This is a genomic window from Bacillus sp. JZ109, from assembly GCF_053903135.1.
Window position 1 is genome coordinate 1,873,080 of sequence record NZ_CP096388.1, and the last position, 23,313, is coordinate 1,896,392.

The following is a 23,313-nucleotide window of genomic DNA, read 5'->3' on the forward strand; positions in this document are numbered from 1 at the left end:
ACATGGTAGGATAGACGTAGGAATATAAAGGAAAGAGGTTGCCTGATGTTTGCAATCATCTCTGCAGGAATTGCCCCCGGCATCGCGTTATTAAGTTATTTTTATTTAAAAGATCAGTATGATAATGAACCTGTACATATGGTGCTACGGTCGTTTTTTCTCGGGGTTGTTCTTGTATTTCCCATCATGTTTATCCAGTATGTACTTGAAAAAGAGAATGTAGGAGGCGGAAGCTTTTTCGTTTCTTTTTTATCTTCGGGGTTTTTGGAGGAATCATTAAAATGGTTTATACTGATGATCAGTGTTTACCCGCACGCCCACTTTGATGAGCATTATGACGGGATTGTGTACGGTACAAGTGTATCACTCGGTTTTGCAACCCTCGAAAATATTCTTTATTTAATTGGCCACGGCGTAGAGCATGCGTTTGTCAGGGCGCTGCTGCCTGTTTCATGCCATGCCTTGATTGGCGTTATAATGGGATTTTATCTTGGAAAAGCCCGTTTTTCCGCTGATAAGGCGCGTGTAAAGTGGCTTACTCTTTCTTTAGTTGTCCCATCCCTTTTGCATGGATCATATGATTTTATCCTAACAGCGCTTAGCAATTGGATTTATTATATGCTTCCATTTATGGTATTTTTATGGTGGTTTGGTTTGCGTAAAGCGAAAAAAGCCCGTTCCGTTAATATGATGCAAGTATAGAAGCCGCACAGCAACCGTGCGGCTTTTTTGTGTGCAGTTTTTATGTTCTGAGGGATAACAAGGAAAGAGTGTATAAAAATAACCTCGTTACAGAAAATACGATTACACTTAAAAATTTGCAGTAGGAGGCTTGAAAAGATGAAGTCCAAAGGATCGATTATGGCATGTCTCATCCTTTTTTCCTTTACAATAACGACGTTTATTAATACTGAAACGATCTCTGCCTTTTCGAATCAGGTCATTCAAAGAGGGGCAACCGGGGATGATGTGGTCGAGCTTCAGGCGCGTCTTCAATACAACGGATATTATAACGGAAAAATTGACGGGGTTTATGGATGGGGGACGTACTGGGCAGTTCGGAATTTTCAGGATCAATTCGGGTTAAAAGAGGTTGACGGCCTTGTAGGAGCTAAAACAAAGCAAACCTTAATATGTAAATCAAAATACTATCGTGAATATGTTATGGAACAGCTCAATAAAGGGAATACATTCACGCATTACGGAAAAATCCCGCTGAAGTATCAGACGAAACCGTCAAAAGCAGCAACACAAAAAGCAAGACAGCAAGCGGAAGCGAGGCAGAAACAGCCTGCGGAAAAAACAACGCAGCAGCCTAAAGCGAATGCGAATAAACAGCAAAACAATACACCAGCAAAAGCAAGAAAACAGGATGCGGTAGCAGCGAACATGCCTGGTGGATTTTCCAACAACGATATCAGGCTGCTTGCTCAAGCGGTTTATGGCGAAGCCCGGGGCGAGCCGTACGAGGGGCAGGTTGCTATTGCAGCAGTCATTTTAAACCGTTTGAACAGCCCGTTATTTCCAAATTCAGTAGCGGGGGTTATTTTTGAGCCGCTTGCCTTCACAGCAGTAGCCGACGGACAAATTTACATGCAGCCGAATGAAACGGCCCGAGAAGCAGTGCTGGATGCCATCAATGGCTGGGACCCATCAGAGGAAGCACTTTACTACTTTAATCCGGATACGGCTACAAGTCCGTGGATTTGGGGGCGTCCACAGATTAAAAGAATCGGTAAACACATTTTCTGTGAGTAGCAGATATGAGAAAGCATAAAAAGAGGTGTGATAAATGATCAGAGGAATTTTAATCGCCGTGCTTGGTATTGCAATAGTCGGTACAGGCTACTGGGGATACAAAGAACACCAGGAAAAAGACGCAGTTCTTCTTCATGCTGAAAATAACTATCAGCGGGCGTTTCATGAGCTTACCTATCAGATGGATCAGCTTCATGATAAAATCGGAACAACACTTGCCATGAACAGCCAAAAATCACTGTCGCCTGCATTGATCGATGTGTGGAGGATTACATCAGAAGCTCATAACAGTGTCAGTCAGCTGCCGCTTACATTAATGCCGTTTAATAAAACTGAAGAGCTATTATCAAAGATCGGCGATTTCAGCTATAAAACGTCAGTCAGAGATTTGGACCAAAAGCCGCTTGATAAAAACGAGTATACATCACTAAATAAGCTATATCAGCAGTCCGAAGATATACAAAACGAATTGCGTCATGTTCAGCACCTTGTCATGAGCAAAAACCTTCGCTGGATGGACGTAGAAATGGCCCTGGCTTCTGACGAAAAACAAAGTGATAATACGATTATCAACAGCTTTAAAACAGTCGAAAAAAATGTTGGTGCATTCTCCACTGGCACTGATCTTGGCCCGAGTTTCACCAGCACGAAAAAAGAAGAGAAAGGCTTCAGCCATCTGAAGGGAAAACAAATTTCCGAACAGGAAGCAAAACAAATTGCTGAGCGCTTTGCCCCAGATGACAATTATTCAATTAAAGTGGTAAAGAGCGGAAAAAAAACAAATCGCGATGTATATAGCATCAGCATGAAAGACCCAGACCATAAAGCAGTGATTTATATGGATATTACGAAGAAGGGCGGGCATCCGGTATATTTGATCCAAAACAGAGAAGTGAAAGATCAGAAAATCAGTTTGAATGACGGATCGAACCGAGCGCTTGCATTTTTAAAGAAAAACGGATTTGAAACAGATGATTTGGAAATTGATGAAAGTGCCCAATATGATAAAATCGGTGTATTTTCATATGTTCCTGTTGAAAATAAAGTCCGGATGTACCCAGAGGCAATTCGTATGAAAGTGGCCTTGGATGACGGTGAAGTTGTCGGCTTTTCAGCAAGAGACTTCCTCACATCTCACAGAAAAAGAACCATACCTAAGCCTGCAATTACTGAAGCAGAGGCAAAGTCTAAATTAAATAAAAATGTACAAGTGAGAGAAACAAGGCTCGCTTTGATTACAAATGAACTAGGTCAAGAAGTGTTATGCTACGAAATGCTTGGGACAATTGAAAATGACACATTCAGAATGTATATCAATGCCAAAGACGGATCGGAAGAAAAGGTTGAAAAACTAAAAAATGCAGAACCTATATATAAAGACCTATAAAAAACAGGAGGAAAGGACTAAATGTCTTTTCCTTTTTTTCATTACGTGCTTTAATAAAAACGTGAGTATATTGAATGCGAAAGAGTGAAGTCAATGATAGAGATTGGAGAAAATGTACTTTTAGAATATATAGAAGAAAATGAATTGAAAAAGGCAAAAAGCAAGGCGGTCAGCATTGAAAACAATGAACTTTTGATCGCGTATCCTGTTGATGTAGTTACAGGGCGAACTGTGATTTTACATAACGATATGGAAGTAACGGTAGAGTTTGTGGGAAAAGACGAAGTTCCTTATCGCTTTATAAGCCGTATAAAAGGTAAAGTGAAGGACAAACTTCAAATGATCTGTCTTGAAATGCCTCCCCGTGAAAAAATGAAAAGAATCCAGCGCCGCCAATATGTAAGAACTGATGCGGTATTAGATGTGCAAATTCAGCCGGGAAATGAAGAAGAGTTCCGCACACTATCCTATAACATCAGTGCAGGCGGCATCGCCGTGGTTTTAAATGATGGCCTTTCTTTTCAATCGGGGGAATCATTGCGCCTGATCATCCGTCTTCCTGAAGAGGAGCACACACGTCAAATAGAAACAGAAGCAGTTGTCAAACGAATCTTTAATGACCCCAAGTCAGGAAAACGCAAAATGACTTTAGAGTATTCAGAAATTGCAGCAGGTGACCAGCAGGCTTTGCTTCAATACTGCATCAGGCGCCAGTTAAATAAGAGAAGAAAGGCCCGAATGGAATAAACATCGGCAAACACTTCCATACTATTTGTAATGGAGGTGCTCCAATGAAAACATTTGAACGGCTGCTGATCAAATTATTGTTCATTCAGGCCATCATTTTATTTGGTGTCCAATTTCTTTTTCACTATCAGCATATTGAACCATACGTATCAAAAGTGATTCAATATGAAGGGGTGGATAACATGGAGGGGGACAATAAGATTGAAACCTTCAAACATTAATTATTCATCAATTTTTCACCCTTTTTCATAAAGTTCGTGATACAATCCATAGAGGAGAAAAGAGCAAGGAGAGGAATTATGGAAAAGAAATTATCGATTGCAATTGACGGCCCGGCAGCTGCAGGGAAAAGCACCGTTGCCAAAATTGTGGCTGAGAAAAAATCGTACATATATATTGATACAGGAGCAATGTATCGAGCGATTACGTACGCGGCTTTACAAGAAAACGTTGAGCTGACAAATGAAGAAAAACTGGCTGAGCTGCTAAAGCGGACAGACATTGAGCTGATTACAACAAAAGATGGACAAAAAGTGCTTGTAAACGGCACCGATGTAACTGATGCGATCAGAACAGATGAAGTCAGCAACCAAGTTTCAATTGCGGCCAAGCACAGAAGTGTCAGAGAAGAAATGGTGAAACGCCAGCAGCAGCTTGGGGAAAAAGGCGGCGTCGTCATGGATGGTCGTGACATCGGGACGCATGTGCTGCCAAATGCAGAAGTAAAAATCTTTCTTTTGGCATCTGTTGAAGAGAGAGCGAAACGCCGTTATGAAGAAAATGTGAAAAAAGGCTTTGATGTCAACTACGAAACATTAATTGAGGAAATTGCAAGAAGAGACAAGCTTGATTCAGAGCGCGAAGTATCTCCGCTGCGTAAAGCAGAAGACGCTATTGAAATCGACACGACATCGCTTTCCATTCAAGAGGTAGCTGATAAAATCCTCGAGGCTGTGGAGCAAAAGTCCCGCTGAGGATGGCAAATGCCACTTTTTTTGAATTTTTCAACGAAGATAGAATGTTATTGCTTGACAAACCTGTCCTTTTATTAGAAGTTAATACTAATAAAACTTTTTATTGATCATTCAAAAAACTTTTTTGGATGATTCTTTAATACATATTCGGCTAAAAGCGGGCATGTTATATGTTCAGCTTTCAAACCGTTTTAATTAAGCTGTGTAGGTTTGGACCAAGGAGGTTATTCAAATGACAGAGGAAATGAATCAAATTGATGTTCAAGTGCCAGAGGTTGGAGATGTAGTTAAAGGGATTGTGACAAAGGTAGAAGACAAACATGTAGATGTAGAAATTATCAATGTCAAACAATCCGGTATTATTCCAATCAGTGAATTATCAAGTCTTCATGTAGAGAAAGCATCGGATGTTGTTAAAGTAGACGACGAGCTTGACCTGAAAGTAACAAAAGTGGAAGACGATGCTTTGATTTTATCTAAACGTGCTGTTGATGCAGACCGCGCTTGGGAAGACCTTGAGAAAAAATTTGAAACAAAAGAAGTGTTTGAAGCTGAAGTGAAAGATGTCGTGAAAGGCGGCCTTGTCGTTGATATCGGCGTTCGCGGTTTTATTCCGGCATCACTTGTTGAAGCACATTTCGTTGAAGACTTCACTGACTATAAAGGAAAAACACTGTCACTGCTCGTTGTAGAGCTTGACCGTGATAAAAACCGCGTGATCCTTTCACACCGTGCTGTTGTTGAAAGTGAACAAGCGAATAAAAAACAAGAACTTCTTCAGTCTCTTGAAGTTGGAAGTGTACTTGATGGCAAAGTACAGCGCCTGACTGATTTTGGCGCGTTTGTTGATATCGGCGGCATCGATGGACTTGTACACATTTCACAGCTTTCCCACTCTCATGTAGAGAAGCCGTCTGACGTTGTTGAAGAGGGACAAGAAGTAAAAGTGAAAGTGCTATCGGTTGACCGTGATAATGAACGTATTTCTTTATCAATCAAAGATACACTGCCTGGACCTTGGAGCCAAATCGGCGAAAAAGTGAAGCCTGGCGATGTGCTTGAAGGAACCGTACAGCGTCTTGTAAGCTTCGGTGCCTTTGTTGAAATCCTTCCAGGTGTTGAAGGTCTCGTTCATATTTCTCAAATTTCCAATAAACACATCGGCACGCCGCATGAAGTTCTTGAAGAAGGACAGACTGTAAAAGTGAAGGTTCTTGATGTGAATGAAAATGAGGAGCGCATTTCATTAAGCATGCGTGAACTTGAAGAAACGCCTAAAGCTGATCAGGAAGATTACCGTCAATATCAAGCGAAGGAAGAAACAAGCACTGGCTTCCAGCTTGGAGATTTGATCGGAGATAAGCTGAATAAACTAAAATAATTGGTGATAAACGTGACTCGAGCAGAACGGAAAAGACAACACATCAATCATGCCCTGTCCACCGGCCAAAAGCGGGAAACAGGTCTTGATGATATTACGTTTGTTCACGTCAGTCTGCCCGATCTTGCATTAGAACAAGTAGATATTTCCACAAAAATCGGCGAACTTTCAAGCAGTTCGCCGATTTTTATCAATGCAATGACTGGCGGCGGCGGAAAACTTACATATGAGATTAATAAATCGCTTGCGCGAGCGGCTTCTCAGGCTGGAATTCCCCTTGCTGTGGGATCGCAAATGTCAGCATTAAAAGATCCATCAGAGCGTCTTTCCTATGAAATCGTTCGGAAGGAAAACCCAAACGGGCTGATTTTTGCCAACCTGGGAAGCGAGGCAACGGCTGCTCAGGCAAAGGAAGCCGTTGAGATGATTGGAGCAAATGCGCTGCAGATCCACCTCAATGTGATTCAGGAAATTGTGATGCCTGAAGGAGACAGAAGCTTTGGCGGCGCACTGGAACGTATTGAACAAATTTGCAGTCATGTCAGTGTACCAGTCATTGTGAAAGAAGTCGGATTCGGTATGAGCAAAGAATCAGCAGGAAAGCTGTATGAAGCTGGTGCTGCAGCTGTTGACATTGGCGGTTACGGGGGAACAAATTTCTCGAAAATCGAAAATCTCCGAAGACAGCGGCAAATCTCCTTTTTTAACTCGTGGGGCATTTCGACAGCTGCAAGTTTGGCGGAAATCCGCTCCGAGTTTCCTGCAAGCACCATGATCGCCTCTGGCGGTCTGCAAGATGCACTTGACGTGGCAAAGGCCATTGCGCTTGGGGCCTCTTGCACCGGAATGGCAGGGCATTTTTTAAAAACGCTGACTGACAGCGGTGAGGAAGGACTGCTTGAGGAGATTCAGCTGATCCTTGAGGAATTAAAGATGATTATGACCGTGCTGGGCGCCAGAACGATTGACGATTTACAAAAGGCGCCCCTTGTGATCAAAGGTGAAACCCATCATTGGCTCACAGAGAGAGGGGTCAATACATCAAGCTATAGTGTGCGATAAATGATAAAAGCCCAAAACCATATGTGGTTTGGGCTTTTTGTGTTATGATTTTCGCTTTTTGAATCTTCCGTTTTGTTCAAGGCTTGTCGCTCCGTCATAGTGAATGGACTGGTCGCGGTCTGATTCGACTCTGCCTGAAGCTTTGAGTTTTTTCTCTTGTCTGTCTTTTCCCATGATCATACTCCTTAATGTGAGATCGATTGTTTAAAAAATGTGCTTGAACTCCATACTGGGAATATGGAGGAAGTAAAATGGAACAATTTTATTACTATTGGTCAATGTGGTTTCTGTGGGTTCTGACAACATTTATTTTTGAAAAGACGAAAAGACGAATTGCCGTCTCTGTCTTTATTTTAACTAATATTATTCTAAGCATACATGACATCGCTTTATATTTTTCCCTGAATGCTGCATATTTGATGTTTTTCGTTTGCGGATGTGTCTATGCCGGGTATTTGGGAATGTATCGTTTTCGTTATATCATGGTCTATCTGACGCTTGTTGCCGCGTATGCGTTTGTTTATCTTTTTGCATTATATGACCCGGTTTGGTTCATCATAAAACCTGAGTGGGCTGCTGTTATATTAATAGTGCTTTTAACAGCTTCTGTTGAAAGGAATTTTGAGAAGCAGCTTGTCTTATTTGTCCTAGGGATGTGCCAAGGCGAACTGGTGTATTCATTTGTGATCCAGAAGTTGGCCGGGGCTATGGCTGTCGGCGGCTTTCAATGGCTGAATGCGTGTTCTGCGGGGATGATATTGCTGTTTGGCATATCTAAATACGAACACCTCGCAAGCCAGATTGGTCAGAAAAGCAAAAGATCAAACAAAGGAGCTACCAAAATGTCATGAGTGATTACATCTATCCGATTATTGCTGGGGTCATTGCCGGAATTGCGACAAGGCTTTATATGCTGAAAACGGATTACCGCCAGTATCCGACCTATGTTCATGGGAAAGTGATTCACATCGCGCTGGGGTTGATAGCGGCTGGTTTAGGTGCAATTATTATGCCGGCGCTTTTGCAGGAGGAATTTACGGCCATCACATTTTTAACATTGGCAGCGACGCAATTTAGAGATGTCCGAAACATGGAGCGGAACACATTGACGCAAATGGATTCGTATGAACTTGTCTCAAGGGGAAGCACATATATTGAGGGGATTGCCATTGCGTTTGAAAGCAGAAATTATATTGTGATCTTTACAGCGCTTTTGACAACCTCTGCGTATGTGTTTTTATCCATCTGGGCTGCTGTCATAGCGGCTGTCGTTTGTTTTTTACTGGCCATGAAATTTATGTCGGGCAGTGTGTTGAAGGATATTGTAGACATCGAGTACATAAAGCCGCGCTTTGACGGTCCGGGACTGTTTGTTGATAATATTTATATGATGAATATCGGGCTTCCAGAGAAACAGGAACTGATTTTAAAGCATGGCATGGGCTTTATTTTAACGCCAAAAAACTTTAATTCAGCAGCGACGATAGCAAATTTAGGGCAGCGTCAGGCCATTTTATTTGATGTTTCCAATGTGCTTGGGGTTTATCGGGATTCAGGAGAGCCATCTTTGACACCAATTGCAAAACGGGATTTAAATGATGGGAGAGTGGCGGTATTTGTTCTCCCGCAAATTCACCATCCCGAAACGGCTGTTCAAATTATTAGCAATGTTCCAACCCTGGAAAATGCGATTAGAATGCCGACTGAATTTATCAAGAATCAGGATAAGGTGATAGGATGAGTGAATCTCTTACGAAAGTGATTTTGTCTGTAATCACGACAAATCCAAACCGGGCTGCAGGGGGAGCACCTGTCTTTTTTTGCAATGACCAAAAGGAGATGGAGCTTTTCGCTAAAAATCTTGAGGCGATCCTTGATGGAATAGCACACAGAATCGGAGATGACGTGTATTTGATCGTGAAACATTTTTAAGAATAGTTGTGATCCCAGTAAAAACTGATATAATAAATGAGTTAAGCCCTTCCTCTGAAGGGTTTCTTTTCATAAAAGTGAATGAAATGATTTTAATAACCGGTTGAAAATTTATGTAAAAATGAAAGCGGCTGGATTGAAAGGAAGGGTACTATGGGTAAACCTGTCGTAGCCATTGTCGGGAGACCAAATGTAGGAAAATCCACAATCTTTAACCGGATTGCGGGAGAAAGAATTTCAATAGTAGAAGATACCCCTGGCGTGACAAGGGATCGGATATACAGCTCGGCTGAATGGCTGAATTATGATTTTAATTTGATTGATACGGGCGGTATAGATATCGGTGATGAGCCGTTCTTAGCGCAGATTCGCCAGCAGGCTGAAATCGCCATGGATGAAGCGGACGTGATTATTTTTATGGTGAACGGCCGTGAAGGCGTGACAGCTGCTGATGAAGAAGTGGCGAAAATTTTGTACCGCACAAAAAAGCCTGTTGTTTTAGCGGTTAATAAACTGGATAACACAGAAATGAGAGCGAATATGTATGATTTTTATTCGCTAGGCTTTGGTGAGCCGTATCCAATTTCGGGAACACACGGACTCGGACTGGGTGATTTACTGGATGCCGTTGCAGAGCATTTTAAAAACATTCCAGAAACGAAATACAATGAGGAAGTTGTTCAATTCTGTCTGATCGGACGTCCGAATGTCGGAAAGTCTTCACTTGTGAACGCAATGCTCGGCGAAGAACGCGTTATTGTCAGCAACGTGGCTGGAACGACAAGAGATGCTGTTGATACGTCATTTACTTACAACCAGCAGGAGTTTGTCATTGTCGATACTGCCGGTATGCGAAAAAAAGGGAAAGTCTATGAAACGACTGAGAAGTATAGTGTACTGCGGGCGCTGAAAGCGATTGACCGCTCAGAAGTCGTGGCAGTTGTGCTGGATGGCGAAGAAGGCATTATTGAACAGGACAAGCGTATCGCCGGTTATGCACACGAAGCGGGCAAGGCCGTCGTAATCGTCGTAAACAAATGGGATGCTGTTGACAAAGATGAGAGCACAATGAAAGAATTTGAAGAAAATATTCGCGATCATTTTCAATTTCTGGATTATGCGCCAATCCTATTTATGTCTGCCTTAACGAAAAAACGGATCCATACGCTGATGCCTGCGATTATTAAAGCAAGTGAAAATCATTCACTTCGAGTTCAAACAAACGTCTTAAATGATGTCATCATGGACGCTGTGGCAATGAATCCGACACCGACTCATAACGGTTCTCGTTTGAAGATTTACTATGCGACTCAAGTGTCGGTAAAGCCGCCAAGCTTCGTTGTGTTTGTAAACGATCCGGAATTGATGCATTTTTCATACGAACGGTTTTTAGAAAACCGAATCAGAGACGCGTTCGGTTTTGAGGGGACACCAATCAAAATATTTGCAAGAGCTAGAAAATAAAAAGGTGTGAAGCAAATATGAAAAAAGTCACAATGCTCGGAGCGGGGAGCTGGGGAACAGCACTGGCTTTAGTGTTAGCTGATAATCATCATGATGTAACCATGTGGGGGCACCGTGCAGATCTGATCCATCAAATCAATGATCAGCATGAAAATAAAGATTATTTGCCGAACGTCAAGCTTCCAGAATCAATAGAGGCAACAACGGATATGAAGACAGCTGTTTCAGACGCGGATTTCATTATCGTTGCTGTTCCAACAAAAGCAATTCGGGAAGTGCTGAGACAGGCTGTCCCTTTTATAACGAAAAAGGCGGTCTTTGTTCATGTCAGCAAAGGTATTGAGCCGGATTCACTTCTGCGCATTTCTGAAATTATGGAAATTGAGCTCCCGAGTGATGTCAGAAAAGATATTGTTGTCCTTTCCGGCCCGAGTCATGCGGAAGAAGTAGGGCTGCGGCACCCCACAACTGTTACTGCATCTTCAAAGAGCATGAGGGCAGCAGAAGAGGTGCAGGATCTATTTATTAATCACAATTTTCGGGTATACACAAATCCTGACATTATCGGAGTTGAAATCGGAGGGGCTTTAAAAAATATTATTGCCCTTGCTGCAGGAATTACAGATGGTTTAGGGTACGGCGACAATGCCAAAGCTGCTTTGATTACACGCGGACTTGCCGAAATCGCGAGACTCGGAACGAAAATGGGCGGAAATCCCTTGACGTTCTCTGGATTGACAGGAGTAGGCGATCTGATTGTGACGTGCACAAGTGTTCATTCCAGAAACTGGCGTGCGGGCAATTTGCTCGGAAAAGGGTACAAGCTTGAAGATGTTCTTGAAGAGATGGGAATGGTAGTCGAAGGCGTCCGCACGACGAAAGCGGCTTACCAGCTTTCGAAGAAATATGATGTTAAAATGCCGATTACAGAAGCTCTCCATCAGGTCCTATTCAACGGACAAAAAGTGGAAACCGCTGTTGAATCTTTAATGGCGAGAGGGAAAACCCACGAGATGGAGGATTTGGTAAATACGTTTGAAAATCAAGTGAAGTAAAAGTGTCAATCAAATGGTGAATCGCATATCTTAATTGAACGAAAGCCCGAAAAACAGAAGAACACCCAAGTCTTGGGATCTCCTGAAACATTTTGCCGATTTAGGCAATAGAGGATGCATCTGTATGCCAAGTCGCATACTATAGCATCGAAGTCCAAGAGAGTGTTTCTTAAACGTGCAGGTGAATATAGTCAAGTTGACTGAAGCGAAGGTCCCCCTCTTTGCTTCAGTTTTTTTGTTCTATCAAAGGATGGAAAATCTGGTTGATCTTTTCTGGCGCTGTATATTAAAATATAATATAACGCTTACATCATACATATCGGGGAGGCGCACGTCATTGAATCTGGCATTGATGAAAATGTGGTTTGCACTAGGGTCCATGGGTCTGATGTTTCTGGCTGTAGCTTCCATCTATTTAAGCCGCTTTAAGTGCCAAAACCGTTTTTTGAAGATTGCGATTTCATCATTCGCATACATGTGTATGCTCATATCTGGAATTATTGTGTTTGTCGTGGTTTTTAGCGGCCCTGTCAATGAATAAAGCTGTAAAAGGAAGTGCTGTATGGGTAAACTGAAGTGCGCAATCATTTTTGCGGCAGTCGTGTTTTTATCCGGATGTTTATATCCAAATGAACGGAAAAGCAGTGTGCATGCCATTCCTTATCAAGACCAGCTAAAGCAGGTTCAATCTGCTGTTGATGAATTTCAAAAGGCAAATGGAGGGCTGCTTCCCATTCAAACAAAAGATATGTCGACACCGCTATATCAAAAATATCCGATAGACTTTAACCGGTTAGCGCCAAGATACATAGCTGAACCTCCAAGTACGGCATTTGAAAGTGGGGGAGACTATCAATACGTGCTTGTTGACGTAGAGAACGATCCGACTGTTAAATTAATTGATCTAAAGATGGCAGAAAAAATTCGCGATGTGAAATTGCGCATCCAAATGTATCGTCAGGAGCATCAATATCCGCCTTACAAGGATGTGCTATCTCGTGATTTATTTACACTTGATGAGAAGAAGCTTGGGGATGGAAGCTCTCTTACAGTGACAAGCCCAATCTCAGGGAATTCCTTGCCGCTTATGATTGACGGAGACGGAGAAATATATGCTGATTACCGGACTGAGCTGGCTTCTTGCCTCAAAAAAAGCAAGAAAACGTTTAAACCCGGGACTGAAATCCAGGATATGATTTGGCAGGAAACCCCCTTTGTCCCCGCGTTTTCTGTAAAATATACGGTAAATGACAAACAGGAACCTGTTTTTTTAGAAAATGATATGAAAAAGGAATGAACCTTTCTCCCTTGCATACAAATAGGGAGAAAGGTTTTTTTATATTAATAGATTGAGGATGAGAAATTTTCTAAAGATGTCATATTCAAATAGGACAACGTCATACACATATAGTGTCCTGTGTTTGATTGAAAGAGCTTAATAAAATTGAAAAGGATAGGAAGTCCGGGAGGGGATCACTTGGAAAAGGTCGATATTTTCAAGGATATCGCTGAACGAACAGGAGGCGATATATACTTAGGAGTCGTAGGTGCTGTCCGTACAGGAAAATCCACGTTCATTAAAAAATTTATGGAGCTTGTGGTGCTCCCGAATATCAGTAACGAAGCAGACCGGGCCCGAGCGCAGGATGAACTGCCGCAGAGCGCAGCCGGCAAAACCATTATGACTACAGAGCCTAAATTTGTTCCGAATCAGGCGATGTCTGTTCATGTGTCAGACGGACTCGATGTGAATATAAGATTAGTAGATTGTGTAGGTTACACAGTGCCCGGGGCTAAAGGATATGAAGATGAAAACGGGCCGCGGATGATCAATACGCCTTGGTACGAAGAACCGATCCCATTTCATGAGGCTGCTGAAATCGGCACTCGAAAAGTCATTCAAGAACACTCGACCATCGGAGTTGTCATTACGACAGACGGCACCATTGGAGATATCGCCAGAAGTGACTATATAGAGGCTGAAGAAAGAGTCATTGAAGAGCTGAAAGAGGTTGGCAAACCTTTTATTATGGTCATCAACTCAGTCAGGCCGTATCACCCGGAAACGGAAGCCATGCGCCAGGATTTAAGCGAAAAATATGATATCCCGGTATTGGCAATGAGTGTAGAGAGCATGCGGGAATCAGATGTGCTGAGTGTGCTCAGAGAGGCCCTCTACGAGTTTCCGGTGCTAGAAGTGAATGTCAATCTCCCAAGCTGGGTAATGGTGCTGAAAGAAAACCATTGGCTGCGTGAAAGCTATCAGGAGTCCGTGAAGGAAACGGTTAAGGATATTAAACGGCTCCGGGACGTAGACAGGGTTGTCGGCCAATTCAGCGAGTTTGAATTCATTGAAAGTGCCGGATTAGCCGGAATTGAGCTGGGCCAAGGGGTGGCAGAAATTGATTTGTACGCGCCGGATCATCTATATGATCAAATCCTAAAAGAAGTTGTGGGCGTCGAAATCAGAGGAAGAGACCATCTGCTTGAGCTCATGCAAGACTTCGCCCATGCGAAAACAGAATATGATCAAGTGTCTGATGCCTTAAAAATGGTCAAACAGACGGGATACGGCATTGCAGCGCCTGCTTTAGCTGATATGAGTCTCGATGAGCCGGAAATTATAAGGCAGGGCTCGCGATTCGGTGTGAGGCTGAAAGCTGTCGCTCCGTCGATCCATATGATCAAAGTCGATGTCGAAAGCGAATTCGCCCCGATTATCGGAACGGAAAAACAAAGTGAAGAGCTTGTACGCTATTTAATGCAGGACTTTGAGGATGATCCGCTCTCCATCTGGAATTCCGATATCTTCGGAAGGTCGCTGAGCTCAATTGTGAGAGAAGGGATTCAGGCAAAGCTGTCATTAATGCCTGAAAACGCACGGTATAAATTAAAAGAAACATTAGAAAGAATCATAAACGAAGGCTCTGGCGGCTTAATCGCCATCATCCTGTAATACCGGTAGACCTCTTTATAGAATGGGAGGTCTTTTTTTCTTTGCTCTTAATAATGGAAAAGGATCAAGGAATAGGATGAAAAAAGGAAAAAAAGGAATATTTGTTCGGTAAATCACCTTAAATCCTTGACGAGCAAGGGATTGACGCTTTAAAATGCTTGATATGGCTTTTTATATGTGTTACTCTACATACAGAAATTCTTCACTTTGTTGGACAAACATTCCTCAGAGTGCAGTTTTTCTTAAAAAGCCGTTTAATTGTCTTTCTCTTACTTGCTCTCATTTTTTTCTGAGACAGGTTTAGAATCAGACTGAACTGTGAAGAAATGATAATAAACGAACTGAATGTATCCTTTTGGGAGGAGGTGAAAGGCATGAACAAAACAGAACTTATCAATGCGGTTGCAGAAGCAAGCGAATTGTCTAAAAAAGACGCTACAAAAGCAGTTGACTCTGTTTTTGATACGATCTTAGATGCACTTAAAAACGGTGATAAAATTCAACTGATCGGTTTTGGTAACTTCGAGGTGCGTGAACGTTCTGCACGTAAAGGACGCAACCCTCAAACAGGTGAAGAAATCGAAATTCCAGCAAGCAAAGTACCTGCTTTCAAACCAGGTAAAGCGCTTAAAGACGCAGTTGCCGGAAAATAATTGTGAATATAGATCGTGTATGCATCTAGCTTACATACACTTTATTTCTTCACAGAAAAGCCCCTTTCTAAGGGGCTTTTCATATTTCAAGAGCATGGGCTTCCTGACAGGGCATTCACTTTGCTTTTAGCGGGACATATGTGCTAGAATCGAAATTAAATGTATTCATTGGTGGAGGACATAGAACATGAAAGAAGTTAATAAAGAGCAAATCGAACAAGCTGTTCGTCAAATTTTAGAAGCGATCGGAGAAGACCCGAATAGAGAAGGGCTTCTTGATACTCCGAAAAGAGTCGCAAAGATGTATGCCGAAGTATTCTCCGGCTTAAATGAAGATCCAAAAGAACATTTCCAGACTATCTTCGGTGAAAACCATGAGGAGCTTGTTCTTGTAAAAGATATCGCGTTTCATTCTATGTGTGAGCATCACCTTGTTCCCTTTTATGGAAAAGCACATGTTGCATATATCCCGCGAGGCGGAAAGGTCACAGGACTCAGCAAACTGGCACGTGCCGTTGAAGCCGTTGCAAAGCGCCCCCAGCTTCAGGAACGCATCACTTCTACAATTGCAGAAAGCATCGTAGAAACGCTTGATCCGCATGGCGTAATGGTAGTGGTTGAAGCGGAACACATGTGCATGACGATGCGCGGTGTAAGAAAACCGGGTGCGAAAACTGTGACTTCAGCAGTCAGAGGCGTTTTTAAAGATGATGCCGCTGCCCGTGCAGAAGTATTGGAACATATTAAACGCCAGGACTAATAAAGATAGAGGGTGCTATAAATGAACCAAAAGCATTCAAGTGATTTTGTCGTCATTAAAGCCGTTGAGGACGGAGTGAATGTGATCGGCCTGACAAGAGGAACAGACACAAAGTTTCACCATTCCGAAAAACTCGACAAGGGAGAAGTGATCATCGCTCAGTTTACAGAGCATACTTCTGCCATTAAAGTCAGAGGAGAGGCACTGATTCAAACCGCGTACGGAGAAATGAAAAGCGAAAAAAAATAAGCTGGCTGTCCCCGCTGTTAAAAGCAAATGCTCGCAAACAGCGGGAGGATACAGCCAATTTCTTTTTTTTATGCTATAATGATACCTGCGTAAGCGAATGAAAAGATAAAACTCATACATAGATTAAGAAATAAATGTGAATTTGGGGACAAGGGTGATATTTTTGCAAGACATCTACGGAACTTTAGCCAATCTGAACACGAAATTAAAACAAAAGCTGTCTCATCCTTATTTAGCGAAGCATATTTCTGCGCCGAAAATTGATGAGGATAAGCTTCTTCTTTTTCATGCTTTATTTGAAGAAGCTGACATAAAAAACAACGACAGAGAAAATTATATTGTAACAGCGATGCTTGTACAAAGCGCCCTTGATACCCATGATGAAGTGACGACAGCTAGAGTCATAAAACGAGACGAAAACAAAAACCGCCAATTGACTGTTCTCGCGGGCGATTATTTCAGCGGGCTGTACTACTCTTTACTATCTGAAATGAAGGATATCTACATGATTCGGACGCTTGCTACAGCCATTAAAGAAATCAACGAACATAAAATTCGTCTATATGACCGTTCTTTCAAGGACGAAAACGATTTTTTCGAAAGTGTCGGCATCGTTGAATCAGCTTTATTCCATCGTGTGGCGGAACACTTCAACCTCCCGCGATGGAAAAAGCTGTCGAGTGATTTTTTTGTATTTAAGCGGCTTATGAACGGAAATGATGCATTTCTGGATGTGATCGGCAGTTTTATACAGCTGGGAAAAACAAAAGAAGAGATATTAGAAGATTGTTTTAAAAAAGCGAAAAACAGCATTGAGTCACTTCTGCCTCTAAATTCACCTATTCAGAACATTTTAATAAACCGTCTGAAGACAATCAGCCAAGATCAAACCTATCATCAGAAAGTGGAAGAAGGGTAAACCATTATGCAGGACTCAAAAGAACAGCGCGTACACGGAGTATTTGAAAAAATATATAAAAACTATGACCAAATGAACTCTGTCATCAGTTTTCAGCAGCATAAAAAATGGCGCGATAAAACGATGCGCATCATGAATGTAAAAGAAGGCGCAAAAGCACTTGATGTCTGCTGCGGAACGGCTGACTGGACGATCGCTCTTGCAAAAGCGGCCGGCAAAAGCGGCGAGATCAAGGGCTTGGATTTCAGTGAAAATATGCTGAGTGTCGGCGAGCAGAAAGTAAAAGACGGCGGATTCAGCCAAATTGAACTGCTGCACGGAAATGCGATGGAGCTTCCTTTTGATGATGATACATTTGATTATGTCACCATTGGCTTCGGACTCCGAAATGTCCCTGATTACTTGACTGTACTGAAAGAGATGAGACGTGTAGTGAAGCCGGGTGGGCAGGTGGTATGTCTGGAAACGTCCCAGCCGGAAATGTTCGGATTCAGACAGGCTTACTTTATGTACTTTAAGTATATTATGCCGTTTTTCGGGAAACTGTTTGCGAAGAGCTATAAAGAATATTCTTGGCTTCAAGAATCAGCCAGAGATTTCCCTGGAATGAAGGAACTGGCAGGCCTGTTTGAAGAGGCGGGCCTGAAAAATGTTAAATATCATTCGTTTACTGGCGGAGTCGCTGCCACGCATATCGGATGGAAATGAAAACACAGATGTTTGGGTGAATGATATGAAATTTAAAATGGCCTACTCTTTTTTAAATGACGATATTGATGTAATCGAAAGAGAACTTGAACAAACCGTACGTTCCGATTACCCGCTTTTAAGCGAGGCAGGTCTTCACCTGCTGCAGGCCGGAGGGAAACGTATTCGGCCTGTTTTCGTGCTGCTTTCCGGCATGTTTGGCGATTACGATATTAATAAGATTAAATATGTCGCCGTCACTCTGGAAATGATTCACATGGCATCTTTGGTCCATGATGATGTCATTGATGATGCGGAGCTTCGCCGAGGAAAACCGACAATCAAAGCAAAGTGGGACAATCGTATTGCGATGTACACAGGCGATTATATGCTTGCGGGATCTCTTGAAATGATGACGAGAATTAACGAACCGAAAGCCCATAGGATTTTGTCACAGACGATCGTTGAAGTTTGTCTAGGGGAAATTGAGCAGATCAAAGACAAATACAACATGGAACAAAATCTCAGAACGTATCTCCGCCGTATCAAAAGAAAAACGGCTCTCTTGATCGCGGTCAGCTGCCAGCTTGGTGCCATTGCGTCTGGAGCTGATGAGAAGATTCATAAGGCATTGTACTGGTTTGGGTATTACGTCGGCATGTCTTATCAGATTATTGATGATATTCTTGATTTTACTTCAACTGAAGAAGAACTGGGTAAACCCGTTGGAGGAGATTTGCTTCAAGGAAACGTCACATTGCCAGTGCTGTATGCCCTGAAAAATCCTGCATTAAAAAACCAGCTTAAATTGATTAACAGTGAGACAACGCAGGAACAACTTGAACCAATCATTGAAGAAATCAAAAAAACAGATGCAATTGAAGCATCTATGGCAGTAAGCGAAATGTATCTGCAGAAAGCTTTTCAGAAATTAAACACGCTTCCTCGAGGGCGCGCACGCTCGTCTCTTGCAGCCATCGCAAAATATATCGGTAAAAGAAAATTTTAATTTTTGTAGATATTAAGAAATTTCTCCGCCCCGGATTGATTAATTATCAGAAAGATGTTACGATTTCGGTGTGCAGTGTGAAAGCCTATACATACATAATGATGGGGTGGAGAATATGATGGAAAAGACTTTTATCATGGTGAAACCAGACGGTGTCCAACGTCAGCTCATTGGGGACATTTTATCTAGATTCGAACGTAAGGGCTTACAATTAGCTGGTGCCAAGTTAATGAGAGTGACTGAACAGATGGCTGAGAAACACTACGCCGAACATCAAGGAAAGCCTTTCTTCGGAGAGCTCGTTGAGTTTATTACTTCAGGACCTGTATTCGCAATGGTGTGGGAAGGCGAAAATGTCATTGAAGTGACGAGACAGCTGATCGGGAAGACAAACCCTAAAGAAGCTTTACCTGGTACGATTCGTGGGGATTATGGCATGTTTGTCGGAAAAAACATCATCCACGGCTCTGATTCTCTCGAAAGTGCAGAACGCGAGATTAACATTTTCTTTAAGAATGAAGAATTAGTATCATATCAGCAGCTTATGGCAGGCTGGATCTATTAATCATTGTGAAAATAAGTAACAGAGCCGGCATCATATAACGCCGCCGGTTTTTGATCTGTTTTGTAAAGGTTTACATTAAAGTGAATAAAGGGTTGAATGGCAGTGTGCATCAGACCTCTGCCTTTCCCAACGATCTAAAATCAGCTGAAAAGCTGATTTTTTTATTGAAACAATACAATTTCCTGATAAAACAAGCTATACTAGGACAAAAAGACAGCGAGACTGGGAGAGTAGAGATGGATACATACAGCGTATTTACAACGAAATGGAAACAATTAACCGGAGTCGATTTAACACTATATAAAGAAGCACAAATGAAGAGAAGGCTAACGTCACTTTATGAGAAAAAGGGGTTCCAAAGCTTTAAGGACTTTGCTGCGGCATTGGAAAAGGATCAAGCTCTCTTAAATGAAACATTGGACAGAATGACGATCAATGTTTCAGAATTTTATCGTAATTATAAAAGATGGGAAGTTCTTGAGACTGCAATTCTGCCGTTAATCAAGACCTCTAGGCCTTTAAAGATTTGGAGTGCCGCCTGCTCAACGGGGGAGGAGCCATACACGCTTGCCATGCTTTTGGACCAGCAAAAAGGTCTTCCGGGCTATCAGATTTTGGCGACGGATATTGATGAAAAAGCATTGGAAAAAGCGAAAAAAGGCGTTTATCAGGAGCGGTCTTTACAGGAAGTGCCGCTATCTGTGAAAGATTGTTATTTTACGCAAAACGCAAATAGAAGTTATGAAGTGAAACCGGAAATCAAAAAGCATATTACATTCAAAAAGCACAATTTGCTGGCGGATCGTTATGAACAAGACTTTGACTTAATCGTGTGCCGCAATGTATTTATTTATTTTACAGAAAGCGCGAAGGAAGAGCTGTATTTAAAAATGGCACATAGCTTGAAGAAGAATGGAGTTCTTTTTGTCGGCAGCACCGAGCAAATCTTCAATCCCGAAAAATTTGGCCTAGTCCCAGCCGATACATTCTTTTATCAAAAAAGATAGACTGACTTTTTGCTGAAAAATATGTTATAGTAGTCTTACTTAAAAGCGTTAATGCGATGAAGGGAGAAGAAGTCATGAGATATTTAACAGCCGGAGAATCACACGGCCCCCAACTGACAACCATTATTGAGGGTGTACCTGCCGGGCTTTACATAACGGAGGAAGATATCAATTTTGAGCTTGCCAGACGCCAAAAAGGACACGGCCGCGGCCGCCGCATGCAGATCGAAAAAGACCAGGCCAAAATTATGAGCGGGGTGCGCCATGCACGTACACTCGGTTCACCAATTGCTCTCGTAGTTGAAAATAACGATTGGAAGCATTGGACAAAAATCATGGGCGCCGCTCCAATTACAGAAGATGAAGAAAAGGAAATGAAGCGCCAGATTTCCAGACCGAGACCTGGGCACGCTGACTTAAACGGTGCAATTAAATATAATCATCGTGATATGAGAAATGTGCTTGAGCGTTCTTCAGCAAGGGAAACAACTGTCAGAGTGGCGGCAGGGGCTGTAGCTAAAAAGATTCTTTCTGAGCTTGGCATTAAGGTGGCGGGCCACGTGTTGCAAATTGGCGCTGTTAAAGCTGAAAAAACAGAATATACGTCAATTGAAGACCTGCAGCGCGTAACGGAAGAGTCTCCTGTCAGATGCTACGATGAAGAGGCAGGCAAAAAAATGATGGCTGCCATTGATGAAGCAAAGGCAAACGGAGATTCCATCGGCGGAATAGTAGAAGTCATTGTCGAGGGAATGCCCGTAGGCGTGGGCAGCTATGTCCATTATGACCGCAAGCTGGATAGCAAGCTTGCTGCCGCTGTACTGTCAATTAATGCATTTAAAGGTGTGGAATTCGGGATCGGATTTGAGGCGGCAGGCCGAAATGGAAGCGAAGTCCATGACGAGATCATTTGGGACGAGGAAAAAGGATACACCCGTGCTACTAACAGACTTGGCGGACTGGAAGGCGGCATGACGACAGGGATGCCGATTGTTGTCCGCGGAGTCATGAAGCCGATTCCGACTTTGTATAAACCGCTGAAAAGTGTCGATATTGAAACGAAAGAACCGTTTTCTGCCAGCATTGAACGTTCAGACAGCTGTGCTGTTCCTGCGGCAAGTGTAGTCGCTGAAGCGGCTGTCGCTTGGGAAATTGCGAACGCAGTCGTTGAACAATTCGGATTAGATCAAATTGACCGCATTAGAGAAAATGTGGAGAATATGAGAAAACTGTCGAGGGAATTTTAATGAAGACACTGCATGTTCAAACTGCTTCCTCGTCATATCCTGTTTTTATCGGACAAGGTATCAGAAAAAAGGCTTGCGAACTATTAACCTCTTTAAACAGGCCTTTAACAAGGATTATGCTTGTCACGGATGAAGAAGTGGACCGCCTGTATGGTGATGAAATGCTCCATTTGCTGCAAGAAAAATGGCCTGTGAAAAAAGTGACGGTACCGAGTGGAGAGCAGGCAAAATCCATGGACATGTACACAAAGCTGCAGAGTGAAGCGATTCGATTTCATATGGATCGCTCCTCATGCATCATTGCTTTTGGAGGCGGTGTTGTAGGAGATCTTGCTGGGTTTGTGGCAGCCACTTTTATGCGCGGCATTGATTTCATTCAAATGCCTACGACGCTCTTGGCGCATGACAGCGCAGTCGGAGGAAAAGTAGCCGTGAACCATCCGCTTGGAAAAAATCTAATCGGTGCGTTTTATCAGCCGAAAGCCGTGCTCTATGATACAGATTTCCTGCGTTCTCTGCCTGAAAAAGAGCTTAGGTCCGGAATGGCAGAAGTGATTAAACACGCGTTTATCTATGACAGAGCGTTTCTGGAGGAGCTGCTGAATATCCACTCACTGCGTGATATCACCAATGATCAGCTGAATGACATGATTTTTAAAGGCATTTCAATTAAAGCGTCTGTCGTTCAGCAGGATGAAAAAGAAGAGGGGATAAGAGCTTACTTAAACTTTGGGCATACGCTCGGTCATGCCGTTGAGGCGGAATATGGATACGGGCAGATCACTCACGGTGATGCCGTAGCCCTCGGAATGCAGTTTGCTTTATATATAAGCGAAAAGACTGTAGGCTGTGAAATGGACAGAAAACGTTTGGTCAGCTGGCTAAAAAGCCTGGGTTATCCAAGTCAAATCAGAAAAGAGACGGAAACTTCGGTTCTCTTGGACCGTATGATGAATGATAAGAAAACCCGCGGCGGGAAGATTCAGTTTATTGTGCTCAACGAATTAGGGAAAGTTGCTGATCATACATTTTCCAGAAATGAACTTGAGAGCTGGCTGAACAAATGGCGATTGGAGGAGACATCATGATGATTCGCGGAATTCGCGGAGCAACTACAGTTGAACGGGATACTGAAGAAGAAATTTTACAAAAAACAAAACAGCTGTTAGAGAAAATCATAGAAGAAAATCATACAAAACCGGAAGATGTTGTTCAAATGCTTCTTTCGGCTACACCTGATTTGCACGCTGTTTTCCCGGCAAAAGCTGTTCGCGAGCTTTCAGGATGGCAGTATGTACCGGTAACATGTATGCAGGAAATGGACGTAACAGGCGGTCTGAAAAAGTGCATAAGAGTCATGATGACCGTCCAGACAGATGTCCCTCAGGATCAGATCAGACATGTATATTTAGAAAAAGCCGTCGTATTGAGGCCCGATTTATCATTGACAAAAAATACTGAATTGTAATACGATAAGAATAGCTTAGAAATACACAAGAGT

28 protein-coding genes are annotated in these 23,313 nt (G+C 42.6%); 27 read left to right on the forward strand and 1 reads right to left on the reverse strand.

All coding sequences use genetic code 11. The features are described 5' to 3' along the window. Positions 1–45: 45 nt before the first annotated feature. From prsW to fni, 8 genes are all read left to right on the forward strand, one after another. A complete protein-coding gene (gene prsW, locus M1D94_RS09910) occupies positions 46–702 on the forward strand; it encodes a glutamic-type intramembrane protease PrsW (RefSeq protein ID WP_014480144.1) in 657 nt (218 codons plus the stop codon). Between the two features lie 138 nt (positions 703–840). Continuing rightward, positions 841–1,758 (forward strand): spore cortex-lytic enzyme, encoded by a 918-nt coding sequence (gene sleB / locus M1D94_RS09915; RefSeq protein WP_015714181.1) that lies wholly within the window; start codon positions 841–843, stop codon positions 1,756–1,758. Between the two features lie 34 nt (positions 1,759–1,792). Beyond that, positions 1,793–3,145: a germination protein YpeB gene (gene ypeB, locus M1D94_RS09920; RefSeq protein ID WP_029726759.1), complete on the forward strand. Its 1,353-nt coding sequence runs from the start codon at positions 1,793–1,795 to the stop codon at positions 3,143–3,145. Positions 3,146–3,238: 93 nt separating this feature from the next. Then, entirely contained in the window at positions 3,239–3,892 is a 654-nt protein-coding gene (gene dgrA / locus M1D94_RS09925) for a cyclic di-GMP receptor DgrA (protein ID WP_041849975.1), read from the forward strand. A 44-nt stretch (positions 3,893–3,936) separates the two neighbouring features. After that, the gene (locus M1D94_RS09930) at positions 3,937–4,113 is read left to right on the forward strand and encodes a YpfB family protein (RefSeq protein WP_021481556.1); all 177 of its coding nucleotides are present in this window, start codon (positions 3,937–3,939) and stop codon (positions 4,111–4,113) included. 78 nt (positions 4,114–4,191) lie between these two features. Next, positions 4,192–4,866, forward strand: a complete 675-nt coding sequence (gene cmk, locus M1D94_RS09935) for a (d)CMP kinase (protein WP_041849974.1) — start codon at positions 4,192–4,194, stop codon at positions 4,864–4,866. A 232-nt stretch (positions 4,867–5,098) separates the two neighbouring features. Further along, positions 5,099–6,247 (forward strand): 30S ribosomal protein S1, encoded by a 1,149-nt coding sequence (rpsA, locus tag M1D94_RS09940; RefSeq protein WP_014477197.1) that lies wholly within the window; start codon positions 5,099–5,101, stop codon positions 6,245–6,247. A 12-nt stretch (positions 6,248–6,259) separates the two neighbouring features. Beyond that, entirely contained in the window at positions 6,260–7,309 is a 1,050-nt protein-coding gene (fni, locus tag M1D94_RS09945; RefSeq protein WP_041850191.1) for a type 2 isopentenyl-diphosphate Delta-isomerase, read from the forward strand. Positions 7,310–7,351: 42 nt separating this feature from the next. Here fni and M1D94_RS09950 read toward each other — a convergent pair whose 3' ends face one another. Continuing rightward, complete coding sequence (locus M1D94_RS09950) at positions 7,352–7,483, reverse strand: YpzI family protein (RefSeq protein WP_003225499.1); 132 nt, start codon at positions 7,481–7,483, stop codon at positions 7,352–7,354. Positions 7,484–7,560: 77 nt separating this feature from the next. On the opposite strand from M1D94_RS09950, the gene M1D94_RS09955 reads away from it, so the two are divergent. The 19 genes from M1D94_RS09955 to aroH all read left to right on the forward strand — a co-directional run bounded on the left by M1D94_RS09955 (position 7,561) and on the right by aroH (position 23,280). Then, entirely contained in the window at positions 7,561–8,160 is a 600-nt protein-coding gene (locus M1D94_RS09955) for a YphA family membrane protein (RefSeq protein ID WP_003230560.1), read from the forward strand. Then, on the forward strand, positions 8,157–9,050 hold the full coding sequence (locus M1D94_RS09960; RefSeq protein ID WP_003230562.1) for a YIEGIA family protein: 894 nt from the start codon (positions 8,157–8,159) through the stop codon (positions 9,048–9,050). The genes M1D94_RS09955 and M1D94_RS09960 overlap by 4 nt, the downstream gene beginning before the upstream one ends. Further along, positions 9,047–9,241, forward strand: a complete 195-nt coding sequence (locus M1D94_RS09965; protein ID WP_038828580.1) for a capping complex subunit for YIEGIA — start codon at positions 9,047–9,049, stop codon at positions 9,239–9,241. Before M1D94_RS09960 ends, M1D94_RS09965 begins: the two co-directional genes overlap by 4 nt. 153 nt (positions 9,242–9,394) lie before the next feature. Continuing rightward, on the forward strand, positions 9,395–10,705 hold the full coding sequence (gene der, locus M1D94_RS09970) for a ribosome biogenesis GTPase Der (RefSeq protein ID WP_021481550.1): 1,311 nt from the start codon (positions 9,395–9,397) through the stop codon (positions 10,703–10,705). Positions 10,706–10,722: 17 nt separating this feature from the next. Continuing rightward, entirely contained in the window at positions 10,723–11,760 is a 1,038-nt protein-coding gene (locus tag M1D94_RS09975) for an NAD(P)H-dependent glycerol-3-phosphate dehydrogenase (RefSeq protein ID WP_015251807.1), read from the forward strand. A gap of 337 nt (positions 11,761–12,097) precedes the next feature. Next, positions 12,098–12,301 (forward strand): DUF2768 domain-containing protein, encoded by a 204-nt coding sequence (locus M1D94_RS09980; protein WP_004399143.1) that lies wholly within the window; start codon positions 12,098–12,100, stop codon positions 12,299–12,301. Between the two features lie 21 nt (positions 12,302–12,322). Beyond that, entirely contained in the window at positions 12,323–13,057 is a 735-nt protein-coding gene (locus M1D94_RS09985) for a hypothetical protein (protein ID WP_015714176.1), read from the forward strand. Between the two features lie 180 nt (positions 13,058–13,237). Beyond that, on the forward strand, positions 13,238–14,716 hold the full coding sequence (gene spoIVA / locus M1D94_RS09990; RefSeq protein ID WP_003230572.1) for a stage IV sporulation protein A: 1,479 nt from the start codon (positions 13,238–13,240) through the stop codon (positions 14,714–14,716). A 374-nt stretch (positions 14,717–15,090) separates the two neighbouring features. Next, a complete protein-coding gene (hbs, locus tag M1D94_RS09995; RefSeq protein WP_003153447.1) occupies positions 15,091–15,369 on the forward strand; it encodes a non-specific DNA-binding protein Hbs in 279 nt (92 codons plus the stop codon). A gap of 187 nt (positions 15,370–15,556) precedes the next feature. Then, positions 15,557–16,129 carry a GTP cyclohydrolase I FolE gene (folE, locus tag M1D94_RS10000; protein ID WP_003225516.1) on the forward strand — a complete coding sequence of 191 codons (573 nt, stop codon included), beginning with the start codon at positions 15,557–15,559 and terminating at the stop codon, positions 16,127–16,129. A 21-nt stretch (positions 16,130–16,150) separates the two neighbouring features. Continuing rightward, complete coding sequence (mtrB, locus tag M1D94_RS10005; RefSeq protein ID WP_003230576.1) at positions 16,151–16,378, forward strand: trp RNA-binding attenuation protein MtrB; 228 nt, start codon at positions 16,151–16,153, stop codon at positions 16,376–16,378. Between the two features lie 163 nt (positions 16,379–16,541). Next, on the forward strand, positions 16,542–17,297 hold the full coding sequence (gene hepS, locus M1D94_RS10010) for a heptaprenyl diphosphate synthase component 1 (RefSeq protein ID WP_004398550.1): 756 nt from the start codon (positions 16,542–16,544) through the stop codon (positions 17,295–17,297). Between the two features lie 6 nt (positions 17,298–17,303). Continuing rightward, positions 17,304–18,005: a demethylmenaquinone methyltransferase gene (gene menG / locus M1D94_RS10015; protein WP_003230580.1), complete on the forward strand. Its 702-nt coding sequence runs from the start codon at positions 17,304–17,306 to the stop codon at positions 18,003–18,005. A 25-nt stretch (positions 18,006–18,030) separates the two neighbouring features. Next, entirely contained in the window at positions 18,031–18,993 is a 963-nt protein-coding gene (hepT, locus tag M1D94_RS10020; protein ID WP_003246013.1) for a heptaprenyl diphosphate synthase component II, read from the forward strand. Between the two features lie 115 nt (positions 18,994–19,108). Next, positions 19,109–19,558, forward strand: a complete 450-nt coding sequence (gene ndk, locus M1D94_RS10025) for a nucleoside-diphosphate kinase (protein WP_010886554.1) — start codon at positions 19,109–19,111, stop codon at positions 19,556–19,558. A 236-nt stretch (positions 19,559–19,794) separates the two neighbouring features. After that, positions 19,795–20,565, forward strand: a complete 771-nt coding sequence (gene cheR / locus M1D94_RS10030; protein WP_038429209.1) for a protein-glutamate O-methyltransferase CheR — start codon at positions 19,795–19,797, stop codon at positions 20,563–20,565. 74 nt (positions 20,566–20,639) lie between these two features. Further along, complete coding sequence (gene aroC, locus M1D94_RS10035; protein WP_004398727.1) at positions 20,640–21,812, forward strand: chorismate synthase; 1,173 nt, start codon at positions 20,640–20,642, stop codon at positions 21,810–21,812. Continuing rightward, the gene (gene aroB, locus M1D94_RS10040; RefSeq protein WP_021481545.1) at positions 21,812–22,900 is read left to right on the forward strand and encodes a 3-dehydroquinate synthase; all 1,089 of its coding nucleotides are present in this window, start codon (positions 21,812–21,814) and stop codon (positions 22,898–22,900) included. Before aroC ends, aroB begins: the two co-directional genes overlap by 1 nt. Further along, positions 22,897–23,280 (forward strand): chorismate mutase, encoded by a 384-nt coding sequence (gene aroH / locus M1D94_RS10045; protein WP_004398675.1) that lies wholly within the window; start codon positions 22,897–22,899, stop codon positions 23,278–23,280. Before aroB ends, aroH begins: the two co-directional genes overlap by 4 nt. Positions 23,281–23,313 lie beyond the last annotated feature (33 nt).

What these genes read in the sequence shown, in the direction of transcription:
- menG (WP_003230580.1), top strand. Translation starts at nt 17,304, where the DNA reads ATGCAGGACTCAAAAGAACAGCGCGTACACGGAGTATTTGAAAAAATA.
- M1D94_RS09955 (WP_003230560.1), top strand. Translation starts at nt 7,561, where the DNA reads ATGGAACAATTTTATTACTATTGGTCAATGTGGTTTCTGTGGGTTCTG.
- hepT (WP_003246013.1), top strand. Translation starts at nt 18,031, where the DNA reads ATGAAATTTAAAATGGCCTACTCTTTTTTAAATGACGATATTGATGTA.
- sleB (WP_015714181.1), top strand. Translation starts at nt 841, where the DNA reads ATGAAGTCCAAAGGATCGATTATGGCATGTCTCATCCTTTTTTCCTTT.
- M1D94_RS09930 (WP_021481556.1), top strand. Translation starts at nt 3,937, where the DNA reads ATGAAAACATTTGAACGGCTGCTGATCAAATTATTGTTCATTCAGGCC.
- M1D94_RS09950 (WP_003225499.1), bottom strand. Translation starts at nt 7,483, where the DNA reads ATGGGAAAAGACAGACAAGAGAAAAAACTCAAAGCTTCAGGCAGAGTC.
- M1D94_RS09985 (WP_015714176.1), top strand. Translation starts at nt 12,323, where the DNA reads ATGGGTAAACTGAAGTGCGCAATCATTTTTGCGGCAGTCGTGTTTTTA.
- M1D94_RS09965 (WP_038828580.1), top strand. Translation starts at nt 9,047, where the DNA reads ATGAGTGAATCTCTTACGAAAGTGATTTTGTCTGTAATCACGACAAAT.
- ndk (WP_010886554.1), top strand. Translation starts at nt 19,109, where the DNA reads ATGATGGAAAAGACTTTTATCATGGTGAAACCAGACGGTGTCCAACGT.
- aroC (WP_004398727.1), top strand. Translation starts at nt 20,640, where the DNA reads ATGAGATATTTAACAGCCGGAGAATCACACGGCCCCCAACTGACAACC.
- ypeB (WP_029726759.1), top strand. Translation starts at nt 1,793, where the DNA reads ATGATCAGAGGAATTTTAATCGCCGTGCTTGGTATTGCAATAGTCGGT.
- cheR (WP_038429209.1), top strand. Translation starts at nt 19,795, where the DNA reads ATGGATACATACAGCGTATTTACAACGAAATGGAAACAATTAACCGGA.
- mtrB (WP_003230576.1), top strand. Translation starts at nt 16,151, where the DNA reads ATGAACCAAAAGCATTCAAGTGATTTTGTCGTCATTAAAGCCGTTGAG.
- aroH (WP_004398675.1), top strand. Translation starts at nt 22,897, where the DNA reads ATGATGATTCGCGGAATTCGCGGAGCAACTACAGTTGAACGGGATACT.
- M1D94_RS09975 (WP_015251807.1), top strand. Translation starts at nt 10,723, where the DNA reads ATGAAAAAAGTCACAATGCTCGGAGCGGGGAGCTGGGGAACAGCACTG.
- aroB (WP_021481545.1), top strand. Translation starts at nt 21,812, where the DNA reads ATGAAGACACTGCATGTTCAAACTGCTTCCTCGTCATATCCTGTTTTT.
- der (WP_021481550.1), top strand. Translation starts at nt 9,395, where the DNA reads ATGGGTAAACCTGTCGTAGCCATTGTCGGGAGACCAAATGTAGGAAAA.
- hbs (WP_003153447.1), top strand. Translation starts at nt 15,091, where the DNA reads ATGAACAAAACAGAACTTATCAATGCGGTTGCAGAAGCAAGCGAATTG.
- rpsA (WP_014477197.1), top strand. Translation starts at nt 5,099, where the DNA reads ATGACAGAGGAAATGAATCAAATTGATGTTCAAGTGCCAGAGGTTGGA.
- folE (WP_003225516.1), top strand. Translation starts at nt 15,557, where the DNA reads ATGAAAGAAGTTAATAAAGAGCAAATCGAACAAGCTGTTCGTCAAATT.
- cmk (WP_041849974.1), top strand. Translation starts at nt 4,192, where the DNA reads ATGGAAAAGAAATTATCGATTGCAATTGACGGCCCGGCAGCTGCAGGG.
- prsW (WP_014480144.1), top strand. Translation starts at nt 46, where the DNA reads ATGTTTGCAATCATCTCTGCAGGAATTGCCCCCGGCATCGCGTTATTA.
- M1D94_RS09960 (WP_003230562.1), top strand. Translation starts at nt 8,157, where the DNA reads ATGAGTGATTACATCTATCCGATTATTGCTGGGGTCATTGCCGGAATT.
- dgrA (WP_041849975.1), top strand. Translation starts at nt 3,239, where the DNA reads ATGATAGAGATTGGAGAAAATGTACTTTTAGAATATATAGAAGAAAAT.